24 protein-coding genes, 1 rRNA gene, 1 riboswitch and 1 other annotated feature are annotated in these 25,604 nt (G+C 37.4%); of the genes, 14 read left to right on the forward strand and 11 right to left on the reverse strand.

Translation table 11 applies throughout. From position 1 onward, the window contains the following. Positions 1-188: 188 nt before the first annotated feature. Together BM000_RS13680 and BM000_RS13685 are read left to right on the forward strand one after the other, a co-directional pair. On the forward strand, positions 189-1,388 hold the full coding sequence (locus BM000_RS13680) for an NAD(P)/FAD-dependent oxidoreductase (protein ID WP_091499515.1): 1,200 nt from the start codon (positions 189-191) through the stop codon (positions 1,386-1,388). Between the two features lie 46 nt (positions 1,389-1,434). Beyond that, on the forward strand, positions 1,435-1,677 hold the full coding sequence (locus tag BM000_RS13685) for a hypothetical protein (RefSeq protein ID WP_091499518.1): 243 nt from the start codon (positions 1,435-1,437) through the stop codon (positions 1,675-1,677). Positions 1,678-1,868: 191 nt separating this feature from the next. Here the strand turns inward: BM000_RS13685 and BM000_RS13690 are convergent, their stop codons facing one another. The 3 genes from BM000_RS13690 to deoD form a co-directional block, all read right to left on the reverse strand. Continuing rightward, positions 1,869-2,345, reverse strand: a complete 477-nt coding sequence (locus BM000_RS13690; protein WP_091499521.1) for a divergent PAP2 family protein — start codon at positions 2,343-2,345, stop codon at positions 1,869-1,871. A 92-nt stretch (positions 2,346-2,437) separates the two neighbouring features. After that, positions 2,438-3,028, reverse strand: coding sequence for a biotin transporter BioY (locus BM000_RS13695; RefSeq protein ID WP_091499524.1), 591 nt, complete (start codon positions 3,026-3,028; stop codon positions 2,438-2,440). 294 nt (positions 3,029-3,322) lie between these two features. Beyond that, positions 3,323-4,030 (reverse strand): purine-nucleoside phosphorylase, encoded by a 708-nt coding sequence (gene deoD / locus BM000_RS13700; RefSeq protein ID WP_091499528.1) that lies wholly within the window; start codon positions 4,028-4,030, stop codon positions 3,323-3,325. A 258-nt stretch (positions 4,031-4,288) separates the two neighbouring features. On the opposite strand from deoD, the gene BM000_RS13705 reads away from it, so the two are divergent. Further along, a complete protein-coding gene (locus BM000_RS13705) occupies positions 4,289-4,552 on the forward strand; it encodes a phosphocarrier protein HPr (protein ID WP_091499531.1) in 264 nt (87 codons plus the stop codon). A gap of 54 nt (positions 4,553-4,606) precedes the next feature. Here BM000_RS13705 and BM000_RS13710 read toward each other — a convergent pair whose 3' ends face one another. Continuing rightward, positions 4,607-5,791, reverse strand: coding sequence for a MalY/PatB family protein (locus BM000_RS13710; protein ID WP_091499533.1), 1,185 nt, complete (start codon positions 5,789-5,791; stop codon positions 4,607-4,609). Between the two features lie 396 nt (positions 5,792-6,187). Between BM000_RS13710 and yugI the strand changes: the two genes are divergently transcribed. Next, complete coding sequence (yugI, locus tag BM000_RS13715; protein WP_091499535.1) at positions 6,188-6,556, forward strand: S1 domain-containing post-transcriptional regulator GSP13; 369 nt, start codon at positions 6,188-6,190, stop codon at positions 6,554-6,556. A 60-nt stretch (positions 6,557-6,616) separates the two neighbouring features. Here yugI and BM000_RS13720 read toward each other — a convergent pair whose 3' ends face one another. Beyond that, complete coding sequence (locus tag BM000_RS13720; RefSeq protein WP_091499537.1) at positions 6,617-6,856, reverse strand: DUF378 domain-containing protein; 240 nt, start codon at positions 6,854-6,856, stop codon at positions 6,617-6,619. A gap of 150 nt (positions 6,857-7,006) precedes the next feature. Here BM000_RS13720 and BM000_RS13725 point away from each other — a divergent pair, with 150 nt between their 5' ends. Further along, a complete protein-coding gene (locus BM000_RS13725; protein WP_091499539.1) occupies positions 7,007-8,353 on the forward strand; it encodes a glucose-6-phosphate isomerase in 1,347 nt (448 codons plus the stop codon). A gap of 84 nt (positions 8,354-8,437) precedes the next feature. On the opposite strand, the gene BM000_RS13730 is transcribed toward BM000_RS13725, so the two are convergent. Further along, on the reverse strand, positions 8,438-9,205 hold the full coding sequence (locus tag BM000_RS13730; protein WP_091499541.1) for an ion channel: 768 nt from the start codon (positions 9,203-9,205) through the stop codon (positions 8,438-8,440). Positions 9,206-9,282: 77 nt separating this feature from the next. Here BM000_RS13730 and BM000_RS13735 point away from each other — a divergent pair, with 77 nt between their 5' ends. The 5 genes from BM000_RS13735 to ytkD all read left to right on the forward strand — a co-directional run bounded on the left by BM000_RS13735 (position 9,283) and on the right by ytkD (position 14,197). Further along, positions 9,283-10,341: a M20/M25/M40 family metallo-hydrolase gene (locus tag BM000_RS13735; RefSeq protein WP_091499543.1), complete on the forward strand. Its 1,059-nt coding sequence runs from the start codon at positions 9,283-9,285 to the stop codon at positions 10,339-10,341. Positions 10,342-10,434: 93 nt separating this feature from the next. Next, positions 10,435-10,577, forward strand: a riboswitch (FMN riboswitch). Between the two features lie 150 nt (positions 10,578-10,727). After that, the gene (locus BM000_RS13740) at positions 10,728-11,303 is read left to right on the forward strand and encodes an ECF transporter S component (RefSeq protein WP_091499544.1); all 576 of its coding nucleotides are present in this window, start codon (positions 10,728-10,730) and stop codon (positions 11,301-11,303) included. A gap of 721 nt (positions 11,304-12,024) precedes the next feature. Next, a complete protein-coding gene (locus tag BM000_RS13745) occupies positions 12,025-12,768 on the forward strand; it encodes a response regulator transcription factor (RefSeq protein ID WP_245751682.1) in 744 nt (247 codons plus the stop codon). 323 nt (positions 12,769-13,091) lie between these two features. Continuing rightward, positions 13,092-13,712, forward strand: a complete 621-nt coding sequence (locus BM000_RS13750; protein WP_091499546.1) for a hypothetical protein — start codon at positions 13,092-13,094, stop codon at positions 13,710-13,712. Between the two features lie 14 nt (positions 13,713-13,726). Further along, positions 13,727-14,197 (forward strand): RNA deprotection pyrophosphohydrolase, encoded by a 471-nt coding sequence (gene ytkD / locus BM000_RS13755; protein WP_091499548.1) that lies wholly within the window; start codon positions 13,727-13,729, stop codon positions 14,195-14,197. A gap of 42 nt (positions 14,198-14,239) precedes the next feature. Here the strand turns inward: ytkD and BM000_RS13760 are convergent, their stop codons facing one another. Genes BM000_RS13760 through BM000_RS13770 form a run of 3 tightly spaced genes read right to left on the reverse strand, consistent with a single transcriptional unit; the run spans position 14,240 to position 16,813 of the window. After that, positions 14,240-15,052, reverse strand: coding sequence for an ABC transporter permease (locus tag BM000_RS13760; RefSeq protein ID WP_091499549.1), 813 nt, complete (start codon positions 15,050-15,052; stop codon positions 14,240-14,242). Next, on the reverse strand, positions 15,030-15,809 hold the full coding sequence (locus BM000_RS13765) for an ABC transporter ATP-binding protein (RefSeq protein WP_091499551.1): 780 nt from the start codon (positions 15,807-15,809) through the stop codon (positions 15,030-15,032). Before BM000_RS13765 ends, BM000_RS13760 begins: the two co-directional genes overlap by 23 nt. Positions 15,810-15,823: 14 nt before the next feature. Next, the gene (locus BM000_RS13770) at positions 15,824-16,813 is read right to left on the reverse strand and encodes an ABC transporter substrate-binding protein (RefSeq protein WP_091499553.1); all 990 of its coding nucleotides are present in this window, start codon (positions 16,811-16,813) and stop codon (positions 15,824-15,826) included. 410 nt (positions 16,814-17,223) lie between these two features. On the opposite strand from BM000_RS13770, the gene metK reads away from it, so the two are divergent. Next, on the forward strand, positions 17,224-18,423 hold the full coding sequence (gene metK, locus BM000_RS13775; RefSeq protein ID WP_091499554.1) for a methionine adenosyltransferase: 1,200 nt from the start codon (positions 17,224-17,226) through the stop codon (positions 18,421-18,423). 288 nt (positions 18,424-18,711) lie between these two features. Then, positions 18,712-20,589 carry an asparagine synthase (glutamine-hydrolyzing) gene (gene asnB, locus BM000_RS13780; protein WP_091499556.1) on the forward strand — a complete coding sequence of 626 codons (1,878 nt, stop codon included), beginning with the start codon at positions 18,712-18,714 and terminating at the stop codon, positions 20,587-20,589. 64 nt (positions 20,590-20,653) lie between these two features. Here the strand turns inward: asnB and mnmM are convergent, their stop codons facing one another. Then, positions 20,654-21,232, reverse strand: a complete 579-nt coding sequence (mnmM, locus tag BM000_RS13785; protein ID WP_091499557.1) for a tRNA 5-(aminomethyl)-2-thiouridylate-methyltransferase MnmM — start codon at positions 21,230-21,232, stop codon at positions 20,654-20,656. After that, positions 21,226-22,188, reverse strand: coding sequence for a tRNA modification radical SAM protein MnmL/YtqA (gene mnmL / locus BM000_RS13790; protein WP_091499559.1), 963 nt, complete (start codon positions 22,186-22,188; stop codon positions 21,226-21,228). The genes mnmM and mnmL overlap by 7 nt, the downstream gene beginning before the upstream one ends. Before the next feature lie 145 nt (positions 22,189-22,333). Then, positions 22,334-22,550 (forward strand) — a binding site (T-box leader). A gap of 85 nt (positions 22,551-22,635) precedes the next feature. On the opposite strand from mnmL, the gene leuS reads away from it, so the two are divergent. After that, positions 22,636-25,056: a leucine--tRNA ligase gene (leuS, locus tag BM000_RS13795; RefSeq protein WP_091499560.1), complete on the forward strand. Its 2,421-nt coding sequence runs from the start codon at positions 22,636-22,638 to the stop codon at positions 25,054-25,056. 294 nt (positions 25,057-25,350) lie between these two features. Beyond that, a 16S ribosomal RNA gene (locus BM000_RS13800) occupies positions 25,351-25,604 on the forward strand; the annotation flags it as partial.

Here is a 25,604-nt window from a genome sequence, read left to right on the forward strand (position 1 = left end):
AAATCCCTCCTAAACTAACGCTAAAAAACGTTACTAAAAAACATTTTATCACATTTCGCTAAATTTTAAATCTTTTTCGATTGTGAAGAGTTCGCTCTATAAGTATATTGAAAAAAGCGGGAAAAACAGCTAAGATTGAAATATGACAAAATTGTGACGTTAAGATGAGAGGAGGGCCTGGTTTTTTGATGACTAATATTGTAATTATCGGGGCAGGGTATGCTGGCTTTACTTGTACGCTGCGCTTGCAAAAATTGCTAAAGAAAGAAAATGTCAGTGTAACGCTAATTAATCAGCATGATTACCATTACCAAACAACCTGGCTACATCGACATGCAGTTGGTATTTATGACCACACTAAAACAACCTTTCCTATCGCGGATTACATTGATGCTGATCGAGTGCAATTTGTTCAGGACCGTGTTGTTAAACTTAATGCAGATGAAAAATTAATAGAAACTATAAATGGGAAGTATGGTTATGATTACCTTGTTGTAGCTTTAGGATCAGAAATTGATTCATTTCAAATACCAGGTTTAGAACAGTATGCCCATTCCATTACAACAATTAAAGCGGCAGATCGGTTTTATCAGGACCTTGTTCAAGTCTTAAGGGCGTATAGTAATTCTAACAAGATCGATCCCATCCAGATCGTTATCGGGGGCGGTGGCTTTACTGGGGTAGAATTATTAGGGGAATTAACAGATCGACTTCCTGAGCTTTGTAATCGTTTTGCTATTAATCCAAAAAATATTAAGCTCGTGTCAATCGAAACTCAGCCAACCGTTTTACCGGAATTTGATTTAGAGCTAGGTGAGTATGCCATGCAACAACTTGAAAAAAAGGGAGTGGAATTCCGTTTAAGTACAAAGATAAAAACCGTTGAGCATAATTACATAAAAATTGAACGTGCGGGGCTTGTTGAAGATATCCCCGCACACTTATTCGTTTGGACTGCTGGGGTAAAAGGAAATCGGATAATTGCTGAAAGTGATATAGCCTCAATTTCAGGACGGGTTGAAGTTGATGGTTATTTAAGAGCGCCAGCCTACCATGACATATACATTATTGGAGATGTTGCAATTATCAAGGATCGCGAAACAGCCTACTTACCTAATGCTGACTTAGCCATCCAAAAGGCAAATTACTGTGCCAAGCATATTCATGCCCAAATAAGCAGGGAATTAGTAGGAAAACCCTTTTTCTTTAAGCCATGGGGAAATATTGCCTCGATTGGGGCAAAGGATGGGATAGGGGTTGTTGGGAGACAGGCAAAGATTTTTGGGAGATTTGCTGCTTTATTAAAGTTTATTAATGATGGCTTTGTACTTTATCAAATTGGCAGACTAAAGATGTTACGAGCAGGAATTAACCAAAAAAACGTATAAACTCACTCTTTTTTGTTAATGCTGGTCGTAAAAAGGGATGAGATAAATGAAGAAGAGTATTTATCAAGTAATTTTCCGTATTTTGTTAACTGGATTAATTATTATTGCTGTACTAACGACTATTTCTGCTGTGACAAATATTAATTATACTGCATTCCTCGAATGGTCACAGCTAGCCAGCCAGCAGCAAGACCAGCTTTATGCCAATAAGATCGTACACCTAACGGAAAAAGCCAGTGTCTTAGAAGCGTTTCAACCTGAACAATCACTTACCCCTGAAGGTGTTTGAAAAATTTGTATATTATATGCTGTTGGTGGAATAAATTCCTTAGATTAGTCAGAAGCAAAAAAGGGCCGGCTTTTTTTTGCTGGAGCACTACAAACAGTTGCTTAACCGACGCTATGTGATAAAAAACTAAAAAAAACCTATCTGTGCACCCTTATTCTTTATTAAGGGTTGCCTAGATAGGTTTACTTCGTTTAGCTGAACAAAGGATAGGCTAGAAAGGCTAACAGAATGCCGGTTAATCCGCCAAAAAAAACCTCAATTGGCTGATGTCCAAGTAATTCCTTCAGTTCTTGTTTCTTTTCAAATTCCTTTTTTTTGGCCCACATTTTTGCTTCATCAACAAAATACTGGAAATCCTTGACGAGCATATTTAAAACAATTGCCTGTTCCCCAGCCTGTCTTCTAATTCCGGTAGCATCGAACATAATAATAATACTAAAAATGCATGATACTGCAAAAACCCCGGATGAAACCCCGTGCTCAATTCCAATACCCGTTGTGACAGCTGCCACCGCAGCAGAGTGACTACTTGGCATCCCGCCCGTGCTAAATGCAAGTCCAGGTTTGAATTCACGTGTTGCAATATAATGAATAGGTACCTTCACTCCTTGGGCAAACATAATGGCAAATAAAGCGATCATTAATGGAAAATTCTCAAACAAAGCCAAGCTGAATCCATCCTCTCTTTCTCTCACAATCTATACCGAATATTATAGCACAAGATTAAATTTAAAGTCATAAATTCAGACTTAATGTTTTATTAAATATGCTTTTTTTGAAGTAAAGACAGTCGTTGGATAACGCTGTAAAGGGCAAAAGTGATAAAAAGACTAAGACCAAGATCTTTAATTAAAAAGGGAATCATACTGACCCATGAAGCATAATAGGAGACCTCTAACCCCATCCATGTATTCATAGCAATATACATATAGGTGACACCAATAAGATAATTGACCAACGTACCACTTAACGACGCTAAAAATATACTGCGTTTTGTGAAAGGTTTTTTAATTTCAATGATTAATCCAGCAAGATAGGCAGTGACAATAAAAGAAAGTAAAAAGCCGCCGGTGTAACCAAAAAGCACAAATATGCCCGATTGCATTTGGGCAAAAACGGGTACACCTGCAATGCCTAACAGGAGATAGCCAAATATGGAGAATGCAGCAAGTCGCTTGCCAAGAATGATTCCAGCTAGAATGCTAATAAACGTTTGAAGTGACACGGGAACAGAAACCCCTCCAATTGGAATAGCTAAAAAGGGAATCCAAAATGTGATATTTGAGCCAATTGCCATTAGGCAAATAAAGAAAGCACTGTAAGTTAAGTCAATTGTTTGATATTTTTTCATTATAAAACACTCCTTAGATTATATTGTTAACTTTATTTTTTTAAGGTTAACAATTCACAGTTTAAAAAGTTTAAACAAATGGTTTAAACCGTGGTTAAGCTTTATATATAGGTATGGATAAAATGCAATGTGACAAAAGATTGTATCTTTTTCTAACTAGATTTTTTTAAAAAACAAACGTTGTTTACAAGAGGATTAATCTGTCTTTTCACTTTTTGGTAAGCTAACAGGCTGTGGCGTACTAAATACGCCACATTAAAATAATTTATCCCCGCCTGGTTTTTAAAGAAGAAACTACTTGATAGCAGCTTCCAGAGCAACTTCGATCATATCATTAAATGTTGTTTGTCTTTCATCTGCAGTGGTTTCTTCTCCTGTGAAAATGTGGTCAGAAACGGTTAAAATGGCTAATGCTTGCCGATTATACTTTGCGGCTATGCTATAAAGGGCAGTAGCCTCCATTTCTACAGCTAATACTTGATAGCTGGCTAATTTCTCAAATAGTTCCAAGCCATTATCACGATAGAAACTATCACTAGTAAACACATTGCCCACACGCAGACCAAGTCCTTTTTCAATTCCTGCGTCATAGGCATTCTTCAATAATTCAAAATGAGCTGTCGGCGCAAAATCTATTCCGCCAAACACCATCCGATTAATTTGTGAATCGGTGGTCGCTGTCTGAGCTAGGATGACATCCCTAACCTTGACATCTTTTTGGATAGCGCCACAAGTCCCTACTCTAATTAAGGTTTGGACGTCAAAGGCTTGAATTAGTTCATTAACATAAATAGAAATAGATGGAACTCCCATTCCTGTACCCTGAACTGAAATACGTTCACCCTTATATGTACCTGTAAACCCATACATACCTCTCACTTCATTGTAACAAACTGGGTTCTCAAGAAAATTTTCTGCAATATACTTTGCTCTTAACGGATCACCAGGTAGTAAAATCTTATCAGCAATATCACCTTTAGTTGCGCCAATATGTGTGCTCATTAAAAAAAAGCCTCCTTAGACTTATTATAATGATAAGTTATCATAATCGAATTTATAATACAAATTTTTTTTTGCATGTGTTAACAAGTTTATTTATTATTTGAGGCAAGTAATTCAAGTAATAATAATGAAAACGTTCTAAATTAACGACTATTTCTATTTATTCCTTTTCGAATTTCGTATATAATAGCATTAGTTAGTCCATTCGCGTATGGGAAGACGGATTAATAAAAAAGTCGAGAGTTGGGAGGCGCTAAGATGAAAGAACAAACATTTACAATTACTGAAGACACTGGAATTCATGCAAGACCGGCAACTTTATTAGTTAACAAAGCTGGACAATATGAAGCACATGTGGAAATGCATTATAATGGTAAATCAGTTAACTTGAAGTCAATTATGGGTGTTATGTCGTTAGGTGTACCTAAAGGTGCAGAGATTAAGATTACTGTTGAGGGTAACGACCAAGACCAAGCTATTGCCGGAATTGCCGAGACAATCCGTGAGCAGTTAGGTGAGTAATTATTGATAAAAAAAGAAAGCCAGCTTTTTGCGAGGCTTTCTTTTTTATTTAAATTATAGTTGAGGTGTTTTTATTCGATCAAGTGCCTGACAAATTTTTTCCACACCTTCTAACACATAGCTTGTTGGACTAGCAATATTCATCCGCATAAATCCTTTTCCTTCATCACCAAAGGTAGCACCACTATTCAAGCCAATTTTTGCCTCTTCTTGCATAAAAAGCGTGAGCTGCTTATGAGTCAGCCCGCTCTTCCGGAAGTCTAACCAAATTAAATAAGTTCCCTCTGGTTGAATAACGTTAACCTCGTCCCGATTTTTAAAAGTTTCGTTTACAATACGCAGATTTTCAACTAATAGCTCAATTAATTGTGCTAACCAATTAAAGCCGTGTTCATATGCGGCCTCTAGAGCGGTAATTCCTAATGTGTTTAACATAGTTCGTCCATGAGTTTCAAAAGCCTGATAAATAGTAGTGCGGATTGTTTTGTCTGGGATAATTGCATAAGCAACCTGCAAGCCAGCTAAATTGAACGTTTTTGTAGGTGCCATACAAGTAATAATTTTATTTTTTATCGGTGTATCGAGAGAACCAATAGGAATATGCTTTACCCCTGGATAAACAAGATCAGCATGTATTTCATCAGAAATTAGCATAACATTATATTTATGAGCAAGTTCAGCAACCCTAGTTAGCTCATCTGTTTTCCAAACGCGCCCAACCGGATTATGCGGACTACAAAAAATAAATAATTTTACGCCCGTCCTAAATTTAAGCTCTAAATCTTCAAAATCAATTGTATAATGACCGTTATTTAACAAAAGTGAATTTGTAACAAGCTCACGCTGATGATTTTTTATAATACTTTGAAACGGATGATAAACTGGTGTTTGAATTAAAATTTTATCTTTTGGCTTTGTATAAGTCAGCACAGTCATGTGAATAATCTCAAGTACACCAGCACTATACAGTAACGAAGTTGAATTAATTTCCCAATCATGCTTGGTTAATAGCCATTTTTTTATTGAATTATCAGTTTTGTCATCTGTGTATGAGTAACCAAATACGCCGTGGTCTATTACCTTTTTTAAAGCCTCTTTAATGGGTTGGGCAATTTCAAGATCCATGTCAGCAACCCACATCGGCTGCACGTCATGTGCACCATATATTTGCTTAACCATATCCCATTTGACTGATCGAGTTCCTTTGCGATTGGGTAGCTGCTCAAATAAGTTAACCATTAATATCAATCCCTTCGCCACTATTTTAATTTTTGCTATGCATTATACCATAATTTCTTAGCTAAAAAAATGGATGAACTAATAATTATTTGAATTTAGTGAATATTTATTCGTAATAAAAAATCAAATTCTTTTCAAATAAAACTATTAATATTTATTTATGCGCTTAACAACCGAAAAATGGATGAAGGTAAAACTTTATACATCGCGGATTATTGTTAAAAAAACTGATAAAATTTTACTGTTATAGCGAAGGAATTGAGTTATTGTAAAATAAATGACTTGTATAATGAATCAAGGCTATGCTAAAATAAATAATTGTGTATAAATGAATCGGTAAATCCAATGACTAAAAGTCGTTTTCGATTTGTCAAATTAAAAATAGGAGTTGTTATTATGTCAGAGAAATTAACAGAGGGTCAAGTTTTAACAGGTAAGGTAACAGGTGTTCAACCATACGGAGCGTTTGTTGCTTTAAGTGATGAGGTACAAGGATTAGTCCATATCTCTGAAGTTACACATGGTTTTGTAAAAGATATTAACGAATTCCTTACAGTAGGCGATGAGGTTAACGTTAAGATTTTATCTATAGATGAAGAAAAAAATAAATATTCATTATCTATTCGTGCGACAGAAGAAGCACCGAAACAAACTGAAAAACCTAAACAAACAAAACAAAGCCATAATCAAACAGAAGAGCCAGGCTTCAATACATTAAAAGATAAATTAAGTGAGTGGTTAAAGCAATCAGAGCAAAATAAATAAAGCAGTAAACAGCCAGACTACAATACGCTAGTCTGGCTGTTTTTTTATTCTTAATGAAAGTTAACTTTGTGGTTGATAATGATGGTTTTCTTCAACTTCATGATTAGGTTTAAAAAGAATACTCAAGCTAACCAATCCACTAATGCCAACCAATGCATAAATAATGCGTGCGAAAACACCTGCTTGTGATCCACCACCAAATATTGTAGCGACAAGATCAAATTCCAATAAGCCAATTAAGCCCCAATTGATCGCACCAATAATAACTAATACAAGAGCGATTCGTTCTAATGCATTCATTGTTCGCACCTCCTTTTCTAAACTGTCCTGCACTTTTAATATGTGTTTTTCCGCTCAAAACTATACATCGATAAAGATTCTGACTTGATTTAACAAGTTGGATTAGGTATCTTTAAAGAGATAAATTATTCTTTTTTGGAGGTTTTTTTCATGACACACATACGTTTTGAATATGACAAGGCTTTGAGTTTCTTTGGGCAACACGAAGTTGATTATTTAAAAGAACCAGTTAAGCTTGCACATGAAATGATACATAATAAAACGGGAGCAGGTAACGACTTTTTAGGTTGGGTTGATCTTCCAGAGCAATATGATAAAGAAGAGTTTGCCCGAATAAAAAAATCAGCCGAAAAAATTAAAGCCGATTCCGATATTTTACTTGTAATTGGTATTGGTGGCTCATATTTAGGAGCACGTGCAGCAATTGAAATGCTTAACCACTCATTTTATAACATTTTGCCAAAAGAAAAGCGCCAAGCACCTCAGGTGATATTTGTTGGAAATAGCATAAGTTCAACCTATATGACGGATCTTTATGATTTGTTGGAAGGTAAAGATGTTTCTATTAATGTCATTTCTAAGAGTGGAACGACAACTGAGCCTGCCATTGCTTTTCGAATCTTCCGTAAGTATTTAGAAGATAAGTACGGTGTAGAAGAAGCGAGAACGCGAATTTATGCAACAACTGATCGTGCGCGCGGAGCATTAAAAACGTTAGCAACTGAGCAAGGCTATGAAAGTTTTATTATTCCTGACGATGTCGGTGGAAGGTATTCTGTTTTAACAGCGGTAGGTCTATTGCCAATCGCAGCAAGTGGCGTTAATATTGATGAAATGATGGATGGTGCCTATAAAGCTCAAGTCGAATTAAGTGGCGATAGCTTAGATAGCAATCCTGCTTATCAATACGCTGCAATTCGTAATGTGCTTTACAATAAAGGTAAAACAATTGAAATGCTGATTAATTATGAGCCTGCATTGCAATATTTTGCGGAATGGTGGAAACAGTTGTTTGGTGAGAGTGAGGGTAAAGACTTTAAAGGAATTTATCCATCTTCGGCAAATTTCTCTACTGACCTGCACTCATTAGGTCAATATGTTCAAGAGGGTCGCCGTGATATTTTTGAAACAGTTCTTCATGTGGAAACGCCAAAGCATGATATTACGTTAGGGAAAGAAGAACAAGATTTAGATGGTTTAAATTATCTTGCTGGTGAGACAGTAGACTTTGTTAACGAAAAAGCTTACCAGGGAACAATGCTTGCACATACCGATGGACAGGTGCCTAATTTAATTGTTCATTTACCGAAATTAGATGCCTACACATTTGGTTATGTGGCATATTTCTTCGAGAAGGCTTGTGCAATTAGTGGTTATTTACTTGGTGTAAATCCATTTGATCAACCAGGTGTTGAAGCATATAAGAAGAATATGTTCGCCTTGCTAGGAAAGCCAGGTTTTGAAAAAGAAAAAGAAGAATTAGAAAAACGCTTATAATTTTTACCGTTTTAAATAAAGCTATTTGAAGATTGATTTCAGCTTCAAATAGCTTTTTCTTTCAATGTATGGAATTTGTTTGTACTAGTTTTTTGTTGTTATTTCTTGATGAAGAAGGTTTGCTACAATGTAATTGGATTCAATAATTTGATTAGCGCCGGCTAATTTTGCATGTTCAACTTGGTGAGTCGTTAGAATTTCAGCAGTAATGCTCACTGTATTATTTAATGCCCGAAGTGCAATAATGGTTAAAATGGTTGCTTGATCGGCAAAGCGCTCAGTCAGACTTTGATCTGCAGTAATAATTATTTTCTTTGCACAGGCAGCATTTGCTGCACGACCTGTTCGCTCAATAGTTGGGTCACCTTTAACATAATGAAAGTCAGCATACTTCATGGGGAGCTGAGTTAAGGTCGAATCAATTAAAATAACTTGTTGGCTACTGCTATTTGATTTTAATTGATTAAACAATGCTTTTGAGCGCTCGTTCCAGCCTATGATGATAATGTGCTGCTTCCCTTGAAAGGTACCATTGCCATTTAATCGTTGCTGCTCCAGTTTAACTGTCGCTGATGCAATGGAGGCCATGTAAAAAGTAATTGCTCCCCCACCAGCAAGAATAAGGGCAAATGTCAACAAACGTCCCAAGGTGGAATGCGGAACATAGTCCCCGTACCCTACTGTTGCGCCAGTAATGATTGCCCACCAGACACCATCAAGTAGTGTCGGGAAGATGGTTGGTTCGATTAAATGAATGGCCCAACCGAAGCTCATTGTAAAGAGGAAAATAAAGAAAAATAGTTTAAGCAGAAATGGCAGCTGAAAATAATATTGTTTAATTTTAATAATCATGTTCCACCCCCTCTATCCATTTTAGTATTTACCAAAAAAACAAAATCATAAACGAAGCAGAAAAGGAGAAGAAAGTGATGACCATAGATAATTTAAATGACTTAATTGAATTGCTTAAAACCCCATCTCCATCCAGCATGGAAATGAAGATTCAGAAAAGATGGTTACAGTACGTAGAGCCATTTGCTGATGAGATTCGTACTGATCATGCCGGTAATGTTATTGCTGTGTTAAATCCTAATGCGGAATTTAAAGTATTACTTGCAGGGCATATTGATGAAATCGGGCTTGTCATTAATCGTATTGATGCAGCTGGTTATCTTTATTTCGATAAAATGGGCGGCATAAATCCAAAAGCAGCAGTTGGTATGAAAGTTACGATCCTTGGTGCTAAACAAGAGTTAACGGGTGTTATTGGCGTTAATGCCCAACACCATGGTGGGATAAAAGGCGACTTTGACGTAGAAAACTTATTTATCGATTGTGGGGCAAAATCCAAAGAGGAAATTGAGCAATATGTTCAAATAGGTGATTTAGCTGTATATAAGCGAGAACCAGAATTATTAATGGATCGGTATTTATCAGGGCGTGGCCTAGATAATCGTACGGGTGCATTTATTGTTGCTGAGGTATTAAGAAAGCTAGCAAAAATGGAAAGCAAAGTAGGGGTATACGCTGTGAGCACCGTTAATGAAGAGACAAACATGGGTGGGGCTTATTTTGCTGCTGCCGGGGTTGAGCCAAATATGGCTATTGCCTGTGATGTTACTTTTGCGACTGATTATCCACATGTTAACCAAAATAAATATGGCGATATTAAGCTTGGTGGAGGGCCGGTATTAGCTAAAGGTGCACCGATTAACAGAAAAATTAATCAGTGGCTTGAAGAAGCTGCTCAACAATTGGAGCTTCCTGTACAATACGAGCTGACGCCAAGGATGACAGGAACAGATGCTGATAAAATGCGTTTAACAGGAAAGGGTGTTCCAGTCAGTTTAGTTTCTCTTCCGTTACGCTATATGCATTCCCCTGTTGAAATGGTTAGTCTCAGCGATCTTGAACAGGAAATTGATTTAATTGTTCAATTCATTGCCAACTTAACCGGTAATGAGAATTTAAATCCATTAGAGGATTAAATGTGTCTATTTCTTGAACATGTGAAAAAAGTTCAAACAAAACGCTTCACAAATTTATTGCAGTATAATATACTGTTTATAACAACATATCGATTGAATCTTCGGGGCAGGGTGTAATTCCCGACCGACGGTGAGCAGTAAATTTTTACTGTAAGTCCGTGACCCGCATTTTATTTGCGGTGGACCTGGTGTGAATCCGGGACCGACAGTTAAAGTCTGGATGGGAGAAGATGCAGAGTAACATGGCCTAGCCATTTTATTTCTTGATGCCTATTTTAATCCTAAAGCCCCTTTTGCTTTAGGATTTTTTATGGTTGAAAGAGGTTACTTTCCCTTCATCAAGGTAAGATCTCAATCGGTATTTAAAGATGAAGGAGGATGTTGACATGAAAAAAACGTCATCAAATTTAACAAAATTAATTATTTTATCTCTGTTTGGAACAATTTCAATGGTCTTATTATTTCTAAATTTTCCATTACCTTTTTTACCCCCTTATTTAAAGGTTGACTTTGGCGAGGTACCTACGCTTTTGGCAGCATTAATTTTTTCGCCAATGGCAGGTGTTATTGTCCAATTAATAAAAAATGTCCTATATTTGCTTTTTACTGGAGCTGCAGATCCAGTGGGTGTCTTTGCTAACTTTGTTGCTGGTGTATCGTTTGTTGTCCCAATTGCTATGGTTTACCATCGATTCAAAGGCAACAAAAGTTTAGTTTCGGGATTAGTAACAGGTACAATTATTATGACAATCGCCATGGGTTTTTTAAATTTTTATGTATTGCTCCCGATCTACAGTGGCATTATGGGCTGGGAAATGTCTGATACCGCGATGCTCAGTGCGATTTTTGCAGGGGTTGTTCCATTTAATATTGTAAAAAGCATTATTGTCTCGATACTTTTTATTCCGTTATTTGTAAAATTAAAGCCGTGGATTAAACAAAAGCAAACAGCGTTTAATTAATATAAATTGGTTTACTATTGGGCCCCATTGAGGGCCCGATTTTTTTGATTAAAAACAATTAGTGGTGGTGAGTATATTTTCAACAAAAGAAAATAAGGTTTAGCTAAGCTGACTGAAGGATGGACGAGGGATTAAGATTATGTATTGCCATGACCAGTAGCTATTTTGATAACCTCCTACTGATAAAGCTGTCGTTATTAACCCTTAGTGGAGCTATGTTCCGCTTTCCGTCGGTGTTATTTTCGCTTCTACTCCTAATTTTGCACGATCGAACTGATTCATTTATGATGGACATCTAACTATGTGGAAATAAGCAATGGGTGAGACTCCTGCGGGAACAGGATGAGCTGAAGATCCACTTTTGCGCGCATTTCTTTACAAAGTGGGGATGTTAGACTAAACCCGTCCAGGGACAACGTCTAACTGACTTACATCCTGTAGGCCCGAAGCCAGCTCTGAGGAAAGCGATTCCATTCCTTTTTGAAACGACCTAGTGTGCTAGACGGATAATAAAGTCAACATGGGGAGTGCATACCGACTCTCCAAATACGTTCAAGGCTCAATGACTATTTTAAATATAAGTTATTATTTTTTCAGGAATATAATGTACTCTAAATTGTTAAGTGATTAAATTTACACTATTTTTACAAGAACTTTATAATCGCTTAACTTATTATCCTTATAATGATAACTATAGTAGAGATAGTGTTATTGATAGGGGGTGGCTAAACTGGATCATTCGGTGCTTTTTGTTGCTAATCAACATATTGTAGAAGCATCACTTCGAGAAGTGTTTCATAATCGAGGATACTTAATCTGGGAAACAGAAGAGTTTGAAGAGGCTATTCGCTTAGCAGAAAGATTGGATTTAAAAGCAATCGTTATTGATTTAGACCTATCTATTGATGGTTTAGAATTATGTAAACATCTAAGAAGGGACTTGAAGTTACTGGCTCCAATTGTTTTGCTCTCGTCTGATCAGGATGAGCTTACCTGTACGCTAGGACTTGAACTTGGTGCTGACGATTTTGTTATTAAGCCTTTTAGGGTAAAGGAATTACTTGCTCGAATTAAGGCAATCCTACGAAGAAGTAGTCATGATTACCTACAAAATAATAATTCACAAAAAAAGCATGATCCTAAAAGTAAGTCTCTTACCAATGGCGGATTAACAATTGATCCAGCAAATTATACGTTGTACAATGATAAGCAATTAATTGAGCTGACTAGAAAAGAATTTGAATTACTGCACTATTTATTTTTAAATAAAGGCAAGGTGCTTGAGCGTGAGGAGCTAGCTAAGGCATTATCCAGTCAATCACACACAACGGATGATCGAATTATTGATGTTTTCATTAGTCGTTTAAGACAAAAGCTTGAGTCAGAGCGTAGAAAGCCTCATTATATTAAGACAATTAGAGGAAGAGGCTACCTCTTTATTAATCATGATAAACAGGCATTATAAATGATACTTTAAAAAATGAATAATACGTATTGCAAAAAAGGTGAAGGGCATTTGCTACTTCACCTTTTTATTAACTTGATTTATCCTCTAGCATAGATGAGTGATCAAATGTTTAATTATTTGCTGTCAAAATTAAGATCGTTCTTAAAACCATAGCTTTTCTAGTTCATATTTTCTCAAATTGCACATAAGTTATCACGAAGTATGATGCGAATATTATGTTTTTTTGTAAGCAAGCTTTTCAAATTATAATGTTTAACTGCTATGATAAAGTGGAAGCATTATAGATAAGATTAGCTTATTATTGATTGGGGGGTTAGCTTGTGAAGAAGGTAAAAGGAGCTTATTTATTAACGTTTTTTGTAATAGTACTTCTTGCATTGCTGCTACACGTCAATTTGATCAACACACTTTACGGTGTAAATGGCAATCAGGCCAGTGACAATAATAATCTACGTGAATCCAATTTTAAAAAAGAAGGAGATCTTTTAGAAGCTAGACGAGCGGGTCGTCTTGAAGAAGGAGAAGTCTTGACAGAAGCTGTTATAATAGAAAAAACAGATTTATTTATTGAAACACTTGTACAGGAAATTAATGAAGACTATAGCGTTATTAACTATTCTTCAAAAGAACAGTTATACGAGCTTTTTGACGGAATAGCGACCCGAGAGTCAGTTAAACCTTACTTAGATTTCTACTATCAAGAACTAGATGATAGCATATACATTCTCCCGACAGAGTTACCCCCGTGGTTTGTCGTCGGCGTCCCATACGAAGTGACCGAGTCCGCTAACGGTACGTTTGTTGTTTTTCAAGAAACAGTTACAGATCTACACGGGCCTTATAAAATTGAAATAGAATTTGCCTATAATGATAATTGGGAAATCATTCGAATTAATCATTTTAATGAAGAAGTCTATCCTGGATCAACAGATATTATTTGAAAGTAGCGATGCCAATGTATTCTTTTAAGGATTATTATCAAAACACAGTTAAACTCTCTTTTGAGTTTAATCCTTTCTCAACTAACCCGAGACATGTGTTCGTTATTTGTAGATTAAATAATAGCTGGCTTTTAACAAAGCATAGAGGAAGAGGTTTAGAATTTCCAGGAGGCAAGGTTGAGCCTGGAGAGACAGCTCAGCAAGCTGCTATTCGTGAAATCAAAGAAGAGACAGGTGGTTTGGTAAAAAAGATTAGCTATCTTGGCCAATATTGTGTTGACGGTAAAAGTGAGCTTGTGATTAAGAATATCTATTTCGCACAAATATTAAAACTTGAGTTACAGGATACCTATTATGAAACAGATGGACCAATTTTATTAGATGTTCTACCAAGTAATCTTATTAATCAAAAGCTATATAGTTTTATTATGAAGGATAAAGTATTAGAAAAAAGCTTACTTAAAATTGAAGAAGAATTCTTGTAACAAAACGCTAGTAGTAACGATAAACTAGCGTTTTGTGTTGAATTAGTGAACGATTTTAAGTAGCCATTTTTCCAAGTAAGCTACTGCTTGATACATAATTGCTGCTAAGAAAGCAATTAGGACCAAGCTATATAAGACAAGAGTAAAGTTAAACACTTGAAAGCCATAAACAATTAAATAGCCGAGTCCTTTAGATGCTACTAAAAATTCACCAACAATGACCCCAACCCAGGAAAGTCCTACATTCACTTTGAAGGTTGAAATAATAGTTGGTAAGGAAGCAGGAAAAACAACTTCAATAAATTTCTGCCATTTTGTTGCCCCAAAGCTTGTTAGCACCTTTATATAGTTATCATCCACTTTGTAAAAACCGTTGTATACCACAAGAGCTGAGACAATAACACAAATAATAGCGCCCATCGTAATAATTGCACCGTAGCCAGGTCCAAGTACGACAATAATAATAGGACCTAGGGCGACCTTAGGAAGGGCATTGAAAACAACAAGATAAGGGTCAATGATATCGGAGAACCGTTTAGAATACCATAATAAGAAAGCGAGTAAAACGCCTGCAAGTGTACCAATTAAAAACCCAGCGATTGTTTCAAAAACCGTAATGCGCAAATGATACCAAAGAGATCCATCAATTGTAGCAGTGATTATAAGTCGAAAAACACGACTAGGTGAGCTGAAAATTAGCGGATCAACCCAACCTGATTCACTAGCGATCTCCCACGCTAGAAAGAAGGTTAAAAAAATAATAACCTGAAAAAATCTAACGATATATTTTTCTCGAGCAAGTTTCTTAAGAAAAGTTGTGTAAAGGGGATGATTATTTAGATTCTTGTTGGTCAAGTTCAGTCATCTCCTTCCAAATTTCATCAAATAAACGATGATATTCTGGATGTCGCCTTGCTTCAATAGGTGAAAGTTCCCTTACTACTTCTGGGACAGTAAGGTGGAGATGTATTCTACCAGGATTCGGTTGCATTAAGTAAATATCATCACTCATCGCGATAGCTTCTCCAATATCATGGGTAACTAAAATGGCGGTTTTTTTATACTGACTAAGCATTTCTACCATGAAATTCTCAAGTAATAGCTTTGTCTGAAAATCTAATGCTGAGAATGGTTCATCAAGAAGCAAAATAGCTGGATCTGTCATAAGCGTGCGAGCAAGTGCTACTCGCTGTCTCATACCACCAGATAATTGATTAGGGTATAATTCTTCCACATGGTCGAGACTAACCTTACGAAGAAGTGCTTTTGCTTTGTTAAATTCTAATTCAGTTAATTCTCCGTGAAGCTTTGGACCAATACAGACATTATCAAGAATGGTTTTCCAAGGAAACAAATAATCCTGTTGCAACATGTAGCCAATCATTCGGCTATGTTGTTCTACTGAACGTCTTTCAATAGTTACTGCCCCTTCTGTTGGCTTGATAAGCTGTGCAATAATGGATAGTAATGTCGTTTTCCCACAGCCGCTCGGTCCTAATAGCGCAGTGAATTTTCCCTTTTCAATAGAAAGCGATACTTGATCAATAGCTTGCTTGCATTGCTGTTCACTAAAGTAATAGTGACTAATACCATCTAACTCCAAGTAACTCAAGCTTTTTGACCTCCTTATTCATCAAGCACCTGTTCAGCGAATTGTCGATTAACAAGCTCTTCATAATCAATGTCAGCAGGCAACTCACCGGCTTTGCTCATAATAGTCTTTAGCTGCTCCCAAGAAGCTTGTTCGAGGAGCGGATTGTTGGCATAAGAACCTTGTGCTTTGTAACGAGCAACGGCGCTTGTTAAGAGTTCCCCATCTGTTTCAACGAAGAAGGGTTGAACAATCTCAGCTATCGCTTCTGGTTCATTGCTCTCGACAAACTGTTGTGCTCGGTAGATTGCACGGGTGAATTTCAATACCGCATCTTCATGTTCAGCTAAAAAACTTTCCTTTGCCATAAAAACAGTATAAGGCACATTCCCGGATTCCTCACCAAAAGATGCCACAATGTGGCCATTCCCGTCTTTAACAAACTGACTTGCTGTTGGCTCAAATAATTGAACGTAGTCACCGGTACCAGCTAAAAAAGAACTCGCAATATTTGCAAAGTCTATATTTTGAATGAGTTCTAAGTCTGTTTCAGGATCAATACCGTGCTCTTTCAAAACATATTCCCCAACCATCTGAGGCATCCCACCCTTTCTTTGACCAAGAAACGTTTCACCTGCCAAATCCGAAAATGAAAAATGGTCATTTTCTGCTCGAGCAACGAGAAAGGTCCCATCTGTTTGCGTAAGTTGGGCAAAATTAATAATTGGATCTTCCGCGCCTTGAGCTGCTACATAAATTGAAGTCTCCGATCCAACAAGACCAATATCTGAGTTGTTCGAGAGAAGTGCGATCATCACCTTATCGCCACCAGCAATCGTCTGTAGTTCGACCTCTAATCCTTCGTCCTCAAAATAACCTAACTCTAATGCAACATATTGTGGAGCATAGAAAATGCTCCGAGTAACCTCGGCAACGCGAATTGTTGTTAAAGCTTCATCAGAGGAGCACCCTACAAATACTAGTAGCATCAGGGCTACTGCCAGTAGTTTCATCACTCTTTTCATAAGTAAACTCCTTTTGTAAGTAACCTTTTTCTTTAACGTATGCATGTGTTATTAGGTTGGTGCCCGTTGAACGACTACCTTCCTTAGCGTTAATGGGTTGCATAGACAAAATTAAAAGATGTTTAATAGCTGTGGAAAGATAGGAAATGCTAAAGTTAGATTTTAAAAAAATATTATGTTGACAAGCTTAGTTAGTTTGGATTACGATAAAATTCGTAACGCGATTCTAACGATACTGCATACAATGAGTTATCGGTTAGCTAATGAAACAAGAGAACGTGAGAAGCAATCGGTTTAATAGCCAAGCCTTCATTAGTTCTGTTATGATAAAGTTGGCTATTGTAAAAGCGCTCAAATAAATGAATAAAGAACAGGCACGATAAAGTGTCGCAGAAGGGAGATTATGCAGAATGGCTGCAAATCGTCGATTATTTACCTCAGAGTCAGTAACTGAAGGACACCCTGATAAAATTAGTGATCAAATTTCGGATGCAATTTTAGACGCAATTTTAGCTAAAGACCCGCTTGCGCGTGTAGCGTGTGAAACTACAGTGACAACTGGATTGGTTCTGGTTGCAGGTGAAATTACCACTTCAACGTATGTTGATATACCAAAAATAGTTAGACAAACGATTAAAGGGATCGGATATACGCGTGCCAAATATGGCTTTGATTTTGAAACCTGTGCCGTTTTAACAGCAATAGATGAACAATCAGCAGATATTGCCGGTGGTGTTAACGTTGCTTTAGAAGCTAGAGAAGGTGGAATGAAGGAAGATGAAATTGAAGCAATTGGTGCTGGTGACCAAGGGCTTATGTTTGGCTATGCTAATAATGAAACACCTGAGTTGATGCCCCTGCCTATTTCATTAGCGCACAAATTAGCGAAGCGCTTAGCAGATGTGCGAAAGGACAAAACCGTTGATTACTTACGTCCAGACGGGAAAACGCAAGTAACAGTTGAATATGATGAAAATAATAAACCTGTTCGAGTTGATACCATTGTTATTTCAACTCAACATCATCAAGACGTTGAGCTGTCTACTATTCAAGCGGATTTAAAAGAACATGTTATTTTTCCGATTGTACCAGAAGAGCTTATCGATGATGAGACAAAATACTTTATTAACCCTACTGGTCGATTTGTTATTGGTGGCCCACAAGGTGACGCAGGCTTAACAGGTCGGAAAATTATTGTTGACACATATGGTGGTTATGCACGACATGGTGGTGGTGCTTTTAGCGGGAAAGATGCTACTAAAGTAGATCGCTCCGCTTCGTATGCAGCTCGTTATGTTGCTAAGAACATTGTTGCATCGGGTTTAGCTGCTTCCTGTGAAGTGCAATTGGCCTATGCTATTGGCGTAGCTGAGCCGGTTTCGATTGCGATTAATACATTTGGCACCGGGGCAGTAAGTGAAGAAAGGCTAATAGAAGCTGTTCGTGATCTTTTCGACTTAAGACCTGCTGGTATTATCAATATGCTTAACCTACGACAACCCATTTATAAAGACACTGCAGCATATGGGCATTTTGGCAGAACAGATGTCTTATTTCCGTGGGAAAAGACAGATAAAGCCGAGGCAATTAATCAATTTGTTAGCAAGTAAAGCATAACTGCACGGAGACCAATTCCATTATAACTTGATTATAATGGAATTGGTCTTTTTGTGTAAAAAAACGTCAGTTTATTATTATCTGTAAAGGGAATTAAGTATTAAATAAGGTGAATTGGAGAAAGTAATAAATCTAAAGTGTTTTTTGTATAAAGGAAGTATCTTGTTAGCCCTTTTACATCATAGTATAAGGCATAATAATTAATTGATTTAAAAATGTAACAGTTTTTACATAATAGTCGTCTAAGCTATATAGGAGTTTGAAGAAGAGGAGATTGTCAAATGTGTGGTTTCTTTGGGTTTTTACAATATAATCAGGAGAAAATAATTAATAAGGATAAGGAAGCGCTGTACTTAGGAACCGAGAGAATTACCCACCGTGGTCCGGATGATAGTGGTTATTACGAGGATCAATTTGTAAGTTTGGGATTTCGCCGCTTGAGTATTATTGACCTGGAAAATGGTCACCAACCTTTTGTGTCACAGGACCAACGTTATGTCATGGTTTTTAATGGCGAGGTTTATAATTATATTGAATTAAGAGAGCAGCTAATAGCTGACGGGTTTAACTTTCAAACTGATTCTGATACGGAGGTAGTCCTGCAAGCGTTTATTAAGCACCGAGAACAAGCTTTTAAAATGTTGCGTGGTATGTTTGCGATCTTAATTTGGGATACAGAAGAGCAAGAAATTTTTGCAGCTCGGGATCCATTTGGGATAAAGCCCCTTTATTATAAACGTGAAGCTGAAGCGTTGACTTTTGCAAGTGAGCTTAAAAGCTTTAATGGCGAAGAGCTGTTTACTTTTAATGAACAAGCACTGCAACAGTATTTAAGCTTTCAGTACGTTCCAGAGCCAAGTACTTTAAACGAACAGATTTGTAAACTTGAACCTGGCCATTTTATTAAACAAACGGTGGCTGGTCATTTTGAAGTTAATTGTTATTGGAAGGCTACGTTTCGCCCAATTCAAAGTGACTTTAGCAAGCTGGTTACCCGTGTCCAGGAATCTATTATTGAATCAGTCGGCATACATATGCGAAGTGACGTGCCGGTGGGTTCATTTTTATCTGGCGGAATTGATTCATCATTCATAGTTGCCGCTGCTAAACAGTTTAATCCAAAGATTAAGACTTTTTCTGTCGGTTTTGAACGGGATGGTTTCTCAGAAATTGATGTTGCTAGCCAAACCGCCGAAAAATTAAACGTTGAAAATTTCGCTAAAATAATTACCGCTGAACAGTATATGAAGGAGCTGCCCAGAATAATTTGGTATCTTGATGACCCATTAGCAGATCCTGCATCTATTCCCCTTTATTTTGTTGCTGAGGAAGCGCGTAAACAGGTTAAGGTGGTCTTATCTGGAGAAGGGGCGGACGAACTATTTGGTGGCTATAATATTTATCGAGAGCCAGAATCGTTACGACATTTTAATTATCTACCAGAGAGATTAAAAAGAATGCTTAATTATTTGGCTAAAATGATGCCAGAAGGTGTTAAAGGGAAAAGCTTTATTGAGCGCGGTACAACACCGTTAGCTGAGCGTTATATTGGTAACGCTAAAATGTTTGAAGGAAGTGCTTTAGAAAAGGTCTTAAAAAAATACCGGGCTGACCTTGATTTTCAGGCTATTACAAAGCCTTATTTTGAAGAAGCGGGTAGTATGCATGCGGTAAATCAAATGCAATATATTGATTTACATACTTGGTTAAGGGGCGACATTTTATTAAAAGCAGATCGGATGACAATGGCGCATTCACTTGAATTAAGAGTCCCGTTCCTAGACAAAAAAGTATTTGATTTAGCAATGGAAATCCCTGTTGAATATAAAATAGCTAATGGGACAACAAAATATGTTTTGCGAGAAGCCGCTAAAGGAATTGTCCCAGACCATGTAATTGATCGAAAGAAACTAGGTTTTCCTGTCCCTATCCGTCATTGGTTAAAGGATGAAATGTATGATTGGGCTAAAGCGATCATAATGGAAGGATCGACCGAGCACTTAATTAATCATCAGTATGTCCTTTCATTATTAGAGATGCATCGTGAAGGGAAGCAGGACTACAGTCGCAAAATATGGACTGTTTTAGTCTTTATGATTTGGTACCAGATTAATGTCGAACAGCAAGGTATTAAGCAAATTTCCCAACTAGCTCAATAATATTAAGCCAGTTGAACTCTAAGATTTAACAAACGACCATTCCAGTACTGGAATGGTCGTTTGTTTATAGTAACTTGTCATTCTTTTTTTCGATTGCAATAATAAACGGGGGATGGTTGCGTTGATTAATAAACCCGTATTGAAGGACTTGATATTTTTTTTGATTAAGCTGGCCTAGTTTATTTATTAAGGCATCCTTTTCCTCTTGTCCACCTGGATGTCCATAATAAACGACGCAAACAATGACACCACCAACCTTTAATAGAGCTAGCATTTTGTTAATCGCTTCTAATGTGTATTCTGGTTTGGTTATCACAGATTTGTTACTTCCTGGGAGATACCCAAGATTAAAGATAGCTCCGGCAAGGAGATCTTGTTCTTCTTTTAAGTAACGATCAACATGGTGGTGACTATCATGAATTAACTCAGCATGGGTGATGTTATTAGCGTCAAGTAAAGCTTGCGTATTTTCAATGGCGGCTTTTTGAACATCAAATGCATATACCTTTCCATTTGGTCCTGTTGCTTTGCATAAAACAATGGTATCATGGCCATTACCACATGTGGCATCGACTACAATTTCTCCGGGTTTTGTTGCTTTTTGAATAAGTTCATGCGCAAACGGGATGACACGCTTTAGCATGGTAATACCCGAGCTAATCTGTTGTATGTTTTACCTTGAAAGCTATCTCTTTTTTTGAATTCAGCATCAATTGCATTTAACACTTCCCATTTGCTCATACTCCACATCGGTCCAATTAATAATTCGGGTGGGCCATCACCAGTAATACGGTGAACAATCATTTCCTTTGGTAAAAGCTCTAACTGATCGACAACAAGCTGAATATATTCATCCTTGGTCATGAATTTAAGCAGACCCTTTTCATACTGTTTTACCATTGGCGTACCTTTAAGAAGATGCATCATATGAATTTTAATACCTTGTACATCCATTTCGCTCACGGCCTTCGCAGTATCCAGCATCATTTGATAATTCTCTCCAGGTAAGCCATTAATGATGTGGGTACAAACATTAATGTTATGCCTACGTAGTTTCGCAACGCCCTCCAAATAGCATTCCATATCATGAGCACGGTTAATGAGATCTGACGTTTGTTGGTGCATGGTTTGTAAGCCTAGCTCAACCCATAGGAAAGTCCGCTCGTTCAACTCCGCTAAGTACTCGACAACGTCATCTGGTAAGCAATCAGGTCTAGTCCCAATCGACATGCCCACGACATTCTCTTGCTGTAAGATAACTTCATATTTTTCCCTTAGCTCTGAGACTGGCGCATGTGTGTTAGTATAAGCCTGAAAATAACCAATATATTTGGCGTTTGGCCATTTAGTATGCATGCGCTCTTTTACTTCGTGAAATTGTGTCGTTAAATCGTGAGCACGATCACCTGCGAAATCCCCACTTCCTGCAACAGAGCAGAAGGTGCATCCACCATAGGCAACTGTTCCGTCACGATTAGGGCAATCAAACCCTCCGTCTAAGGCAACTTTAAAAATCTTTTCACCAAATATATTTTTCAAATAGTAATTCCAAGAATGATAACGTTTGTGGTCAAGCGAATATGGAAATGGGTTCTTCAAACTAAGTACTCCTTTATATTCATGTATTTATACGAGCATTATTTTATCATAGTGCTCGTCATTGCGCATTATTCAGTTGAAAAATAACGACCGAAAGCTTGACAAAAGGTGTATGTTTCCTTACAATACGATTACATATATGAAGGAACGACAAGTGAGAAGGACTAGTAGTATTAATGATAGGATTTAAAGAGAGGTAACGGACGGTGTAAGTTACCCCTATCCAATATGAACTCACCTTTGATGTTGCGATTGTCAGCGAAAGTAATAATCGCCGTATTCTGCGTTAAAGAAACAAAGTGAATATCAGTTTATTGATATTAATTTTGGGTGGTACCGCGGGAAAAGCTCTCGTCCCAGTTTTGGGATGAGGGCTTTTTATACATTTAGAACAAACGTTCTTAATTTGTCGTAGGGAACTGGGTAACTAAAAGGAGGAAGGTAGTTATGACTTTTGATCATAAGCAAGTTGAAAAAAAGTGGCGTGACCATTGGTTAACGAACAAAACGTTTAAATCAGATACGAAATCAACAAAGGATAAATTTTATGCATTAGATATGTTTCCATATCCATCTGGAGCAGGTCTCCATGTTGGTCACCCTGAAGGCTATACTGCTACAGATATACTAGCAAGAATGAAGCGGATGCAAGGCTATGAAGTCCTTCACCCGATGGGCTGGGATGCTTTTGGTTTACCAGCTGAGCAGTATGCACTTGATACGGGTAATGATCCAGCCGAGTTTACCGCTAAAAACATAACAACGTTTAGACGACAAATTAAAGAGCTAGGTTTTTCCTACGATTGGGATCGAGAGATTAGTACGACAGATCCTGAATATTATAAGTGGACACAATGGATCTTTCTTAAACTTTATGAAAAAGGCTTAGCTTATATAGATGAAGTTGCCGTCAATTGGTGTCCTGCATTAGGTACAGTTCTTGCCAATGAAGAGGTTATTGATGGTGTTAGTGAGCGTGGTGGACACCCAGTAGAACGCAAGCCGATGAAGCAGTGGGTCCTAAAGATTACGGAATATGCAGACCGACTACTAGAAGACCTAGAAGATTTGGATTGGCCTGAAAGTATTAAGGATATGCAAAGGAATTGGATTGGACGTTCAGAAGGTGCAGAGGTTGTCTTTGACGTTGCAAACTACGATAAAACGTTCTCTGTTTTTACAACTAGACCAGATACATTATTTGGTGCAACCTATGCTGTGCTTGCACCTGAGCATCCATTGGTTAAGACAATTTGCACAATAGATCAAAAAGAAGCTGTTGAAGCTTACTTAAATCAAGTAAAGCTAAAGAGTGATTTAGAAAGAACAGATTTAGCTAAGGATAAAACAGGCGTGTTTACTGGGGCTTATGCTGTTAATCCGATTAATGGTAGGAAGATCCCGATTTGGGTAGCGGATTATGTGTTAATGAGCTATGGATCAGGTGCGATTATGGCTGTTCCAGCTCATGATCAACGTGATTATGAATTTGCTCAGACTTTTACTTTAGAAATTATCCCAGTTCTTGCTGGTGGTGATTTAACTGAAGAAGCTTTTACTGGTGATGGCGAGCATATTAATTCCGATTTTCTGAATGGCTTAAATAAAGAAGAAGGAATTTCAACAGCTATTAAATGGCTTGAGGACCATAATAAAGGAATAAGGAAAGTGACCTATCGTCTTCGTGATTGGTTATTTAGTCGGCAACGATATTGGGGTGAGCCTATTCCAATTATTCATTGGGAAGATGGCACAATGTCGGGTGTTCCAGAGTGTGAATTGCCACTTGTTTTGCCTAAAACGGAGCACATCAAGCCATCAGGAACAGGGGAGTCACCTCTTGCTAATATCGATGATTGGGTTAATGTTATTGATCCTAAAACGGGAATGAAAGGAAGACGTGAGACAAATACAATGCCGCAATGGGCGGGAAGCTGTTGGTATTTCTTGCGTTATATTGACCCGACTAATAATGAACAGCTTGCAGATCCTGAAGCTTTAAAAAAATGGTTACCAGTTGATGTTTATATTGGTGGTGCAGAGCATGCTGTCTTACACTTACTTTATGCCCGTTTTTGGCACAAATTTCTTTATGACATTGGCGTTGTACCAACAAAAGAACCTTTTATGAAACTATTTAACCAAGGCATGATACTTGGAGGAAATAATGAAAAAATGAGTAAGTCCAAGGGGAATGTGGTCAATCCAGATGAAATAATTGCGAGCCACGGTGCTGATACATTGCGCTTATATGAAATGTTTATGGGACCTTTAGATGCTTCGATCGCCTGGTCTGAGGGTGGGTTAGATGGTGCACGTCGCTTTTTAGATCGTGTTTGGAGATTGTTTGTAAAGGATGAATCAAATGATTTGTCTGGTAAAATTGTGGAGCAAGTAGAAGAAAGTGAACTTGAAAAGGTTTATCATGAAACGGTTAAACGTGTTACTGAGAATTTTAATAGCTTGCGATTTAATACAGGTATCTCGCAAATGATGGTCTTCATTAATGAGGCGTATAAAGCTAACGTCATTCCTAAGTCATATGCGGAGGGCTTTGTTAAACTACTCTCACCTGTTGCTCCTCACCTTGCTGAAGAACTTTGGTTTAAACTAGGGTATAATGATACTATTTCATATCAAGCTTGGCCAGAATATGATGAAGCTAAGTTAGTTGAAAATGAGGTAGAGATTGTTATTCAAATTTTAGGTAAGAATCGCGCTAAGGTTTTAGTTGATAAAAACATTTCTAAAGATGAACTTGAGAAGTTAGCGTTAGCTAATGAGATTGTTCAAGAAAAAATAGTGGGTAAAACAGTTCGTAAGGTCATTGTTGTACCGGGTAAGCTAGTAAATATTGTTGCAAATTAAAACTATTCTATTAAACAGGGCTATATAGCCCTGTTTTTTAATTAAAAAGTATTGACTTTCTCTAATAAAGCGAGTATTATAGTTTTTGTTGTCAAAAAAAGATGATTTAAGTATTGTTTTTATTGACATAGTGTACAGCCTGTGATAAGATGTTTATACTGTCGTAAGGCAGGCTAATTGATCATTGAAAACTGAACAAAACAACCAGTATGTTAAGAAAAGAAATAAGACAAAAGCTAGTGCTTTTAAGCGAGCAAAGAGCATTCAATAGGATAACTATTGAAGCGCAAACACTTTAATGAGAGTTTGATCTTGGCTCAGGACGAACGCTGGCGGCGTGCCTAATACATGCAAGTCGAGCGCAGGAAGCAGGTTAGATCCCTTCGGGGTGACGAGCTGTGGAATGAGCGGCGGACGGGTGAGTAACACGTGGGCAACCTACCTGTAAGACTGGGATAACTCCGGGAAACCGGGGCTAATACCGGATGATCCTTTGACTCACATGGGTTGGAGGTAAAAGGCGGCTTTTAGCTGTCACTTACAGATGG

It is taken from the genome of Amphibacillus marinus, assembly GCF_900110345.1.
Lineage (GTDB): Bacteria > Bacillota > Bacilli > Bacillales > Amphibacillaceae > Amphibacillus_D > Amphibacillus_D marinus.

What these genes read in the sequence shown, in the direction of transcription:
- ytkD (WP_091499548.1), top strand. Translation starts at nt 13,727, where the DNA reads ATGTATTCTTTTAAGGATTATTATCAAAACACAGTTAAACTCTCTTTT.
- asnB (WP_091499556.1), top strand. Translation starts at nt 18,712, where the DNA reads ATGTGTGGTTTCTTTGGGTTTTTACAATATAATCAGGAGAAAATAATT.
- BM000_RS13685 (WP_091499518.1), top strand. Translation starts at nt 1,435, where the DNA reads ATGAAGAAGAGTATTTATCAAGTAATTTTCCGTATTTTGTTAACTGGA.
- BM000_RS13735 (WP_091499543.1), top strand. Translation starts at nt 9,283, where the DNA reads ATGACCATAGATAATTTAAATGACTTAATTGAATTGCTTAAAACCCCA.
- BM000_RS13720 (WP_091499537.1), bottom strand. Translation starts at nt 6,856, where the DNA reads ATGAATGCATTAGAACGAATCGCTCTTGTATTAGTTATTATTGGTGCG.
- mnmM (WP_091499557.1), bottom strand. Translation starts at nt 21,232, where the DNA reads ATGCTAAAGCGTGTCATCCCGTTTGCGCATGAACTTATTCAAAAAGCA.
- BM000_RS13740 (WP_091499544.1), top strand. Translation starts at nt 10,728, where the DNA reads ATGAAAAAAACGTCATCAAATTTAACAAAATTAATTATTTTATCTCTG.
- deoD (WP_091499528.1), bottom strand. Translation starts at nt 4,030, where the DNA reads ATGAGCACACATATTGGCGCAACTAAAGGTGATATTGCTGATAAGATT.
- BM000_RS13710 (WP_091499533.1), bottom strand. Translation starts at nt 5,791, where the DNA reads ATGGTTAACTTATTTGAGCAGCTACCCAATCGCAAAGGAACTCGATCA.
- BM000_RS13730 (WP_091499541.1), bottom strand. Translation starts at nt 9,205, where the DNA reads ATGATTATTAAAATTAAACAATATTATTTTCAGCTGCCATTTCTGCTT.
- BM000_RS13680 (WP_091499515.1), top strand. Translation starts at nt 189, where the DNA reads ATGACTAATATTGTAATTATCGGGGCAGGGTATGCTGGCTTTACTTGT.
- BM000_RS13695 (WP_091499524.1), bottom strand. Translation starts at nt 3,028, where the DNA reads ATGAAAAAATATCAAACAATTGACTTAACTTACAGTGCTTTCTTTATT.
- yugI (WP_091499535.1), top strand. Translation starts at nt 6,188, where the DNA reads ATGTCAGAGAAATTAACAGAGGGTCAAGTTTTAACAGGTAAGGTAACA.
- BM000_RS13705 (WP_091499531.1), top strand. Translation starts at nt 4,289, where the DNA reads ATGAAAGAACAAACATTTACAATTACTGAAGACACTGGAATTCATGCA.
- BM000_RS13725 (WP_091499539.1), top strand. Translation starts at nt 7,007, where the DNA reads ATGACACACATACGTTTTGAATATGACAAGGCTTTGAGTTTCTTTGGG.
- metK (WP_091499554.1), top strand. Translation starts at nt 17,224, where the DNA reads ATGGCTGCAAATCGTCGATTATTTACCTCAGAGTCAGTAACTGAAGGA.
- BM000_RS13770 (WP_091499553.1), bottom strand. Translation starts at nt 16,813, where the DNA reads ATGAAAAGAGTGATGAAACTACTGGCAGTAGCCCTGATGCTACTAGTA.
- leuS (WP_091499560.1), top strand. Translation starts at nt 22,636, where the DNA reads ATGACTTTTGATCATAAGCAAGTTGAAAAAAAGTGGCGTGACCATTGG.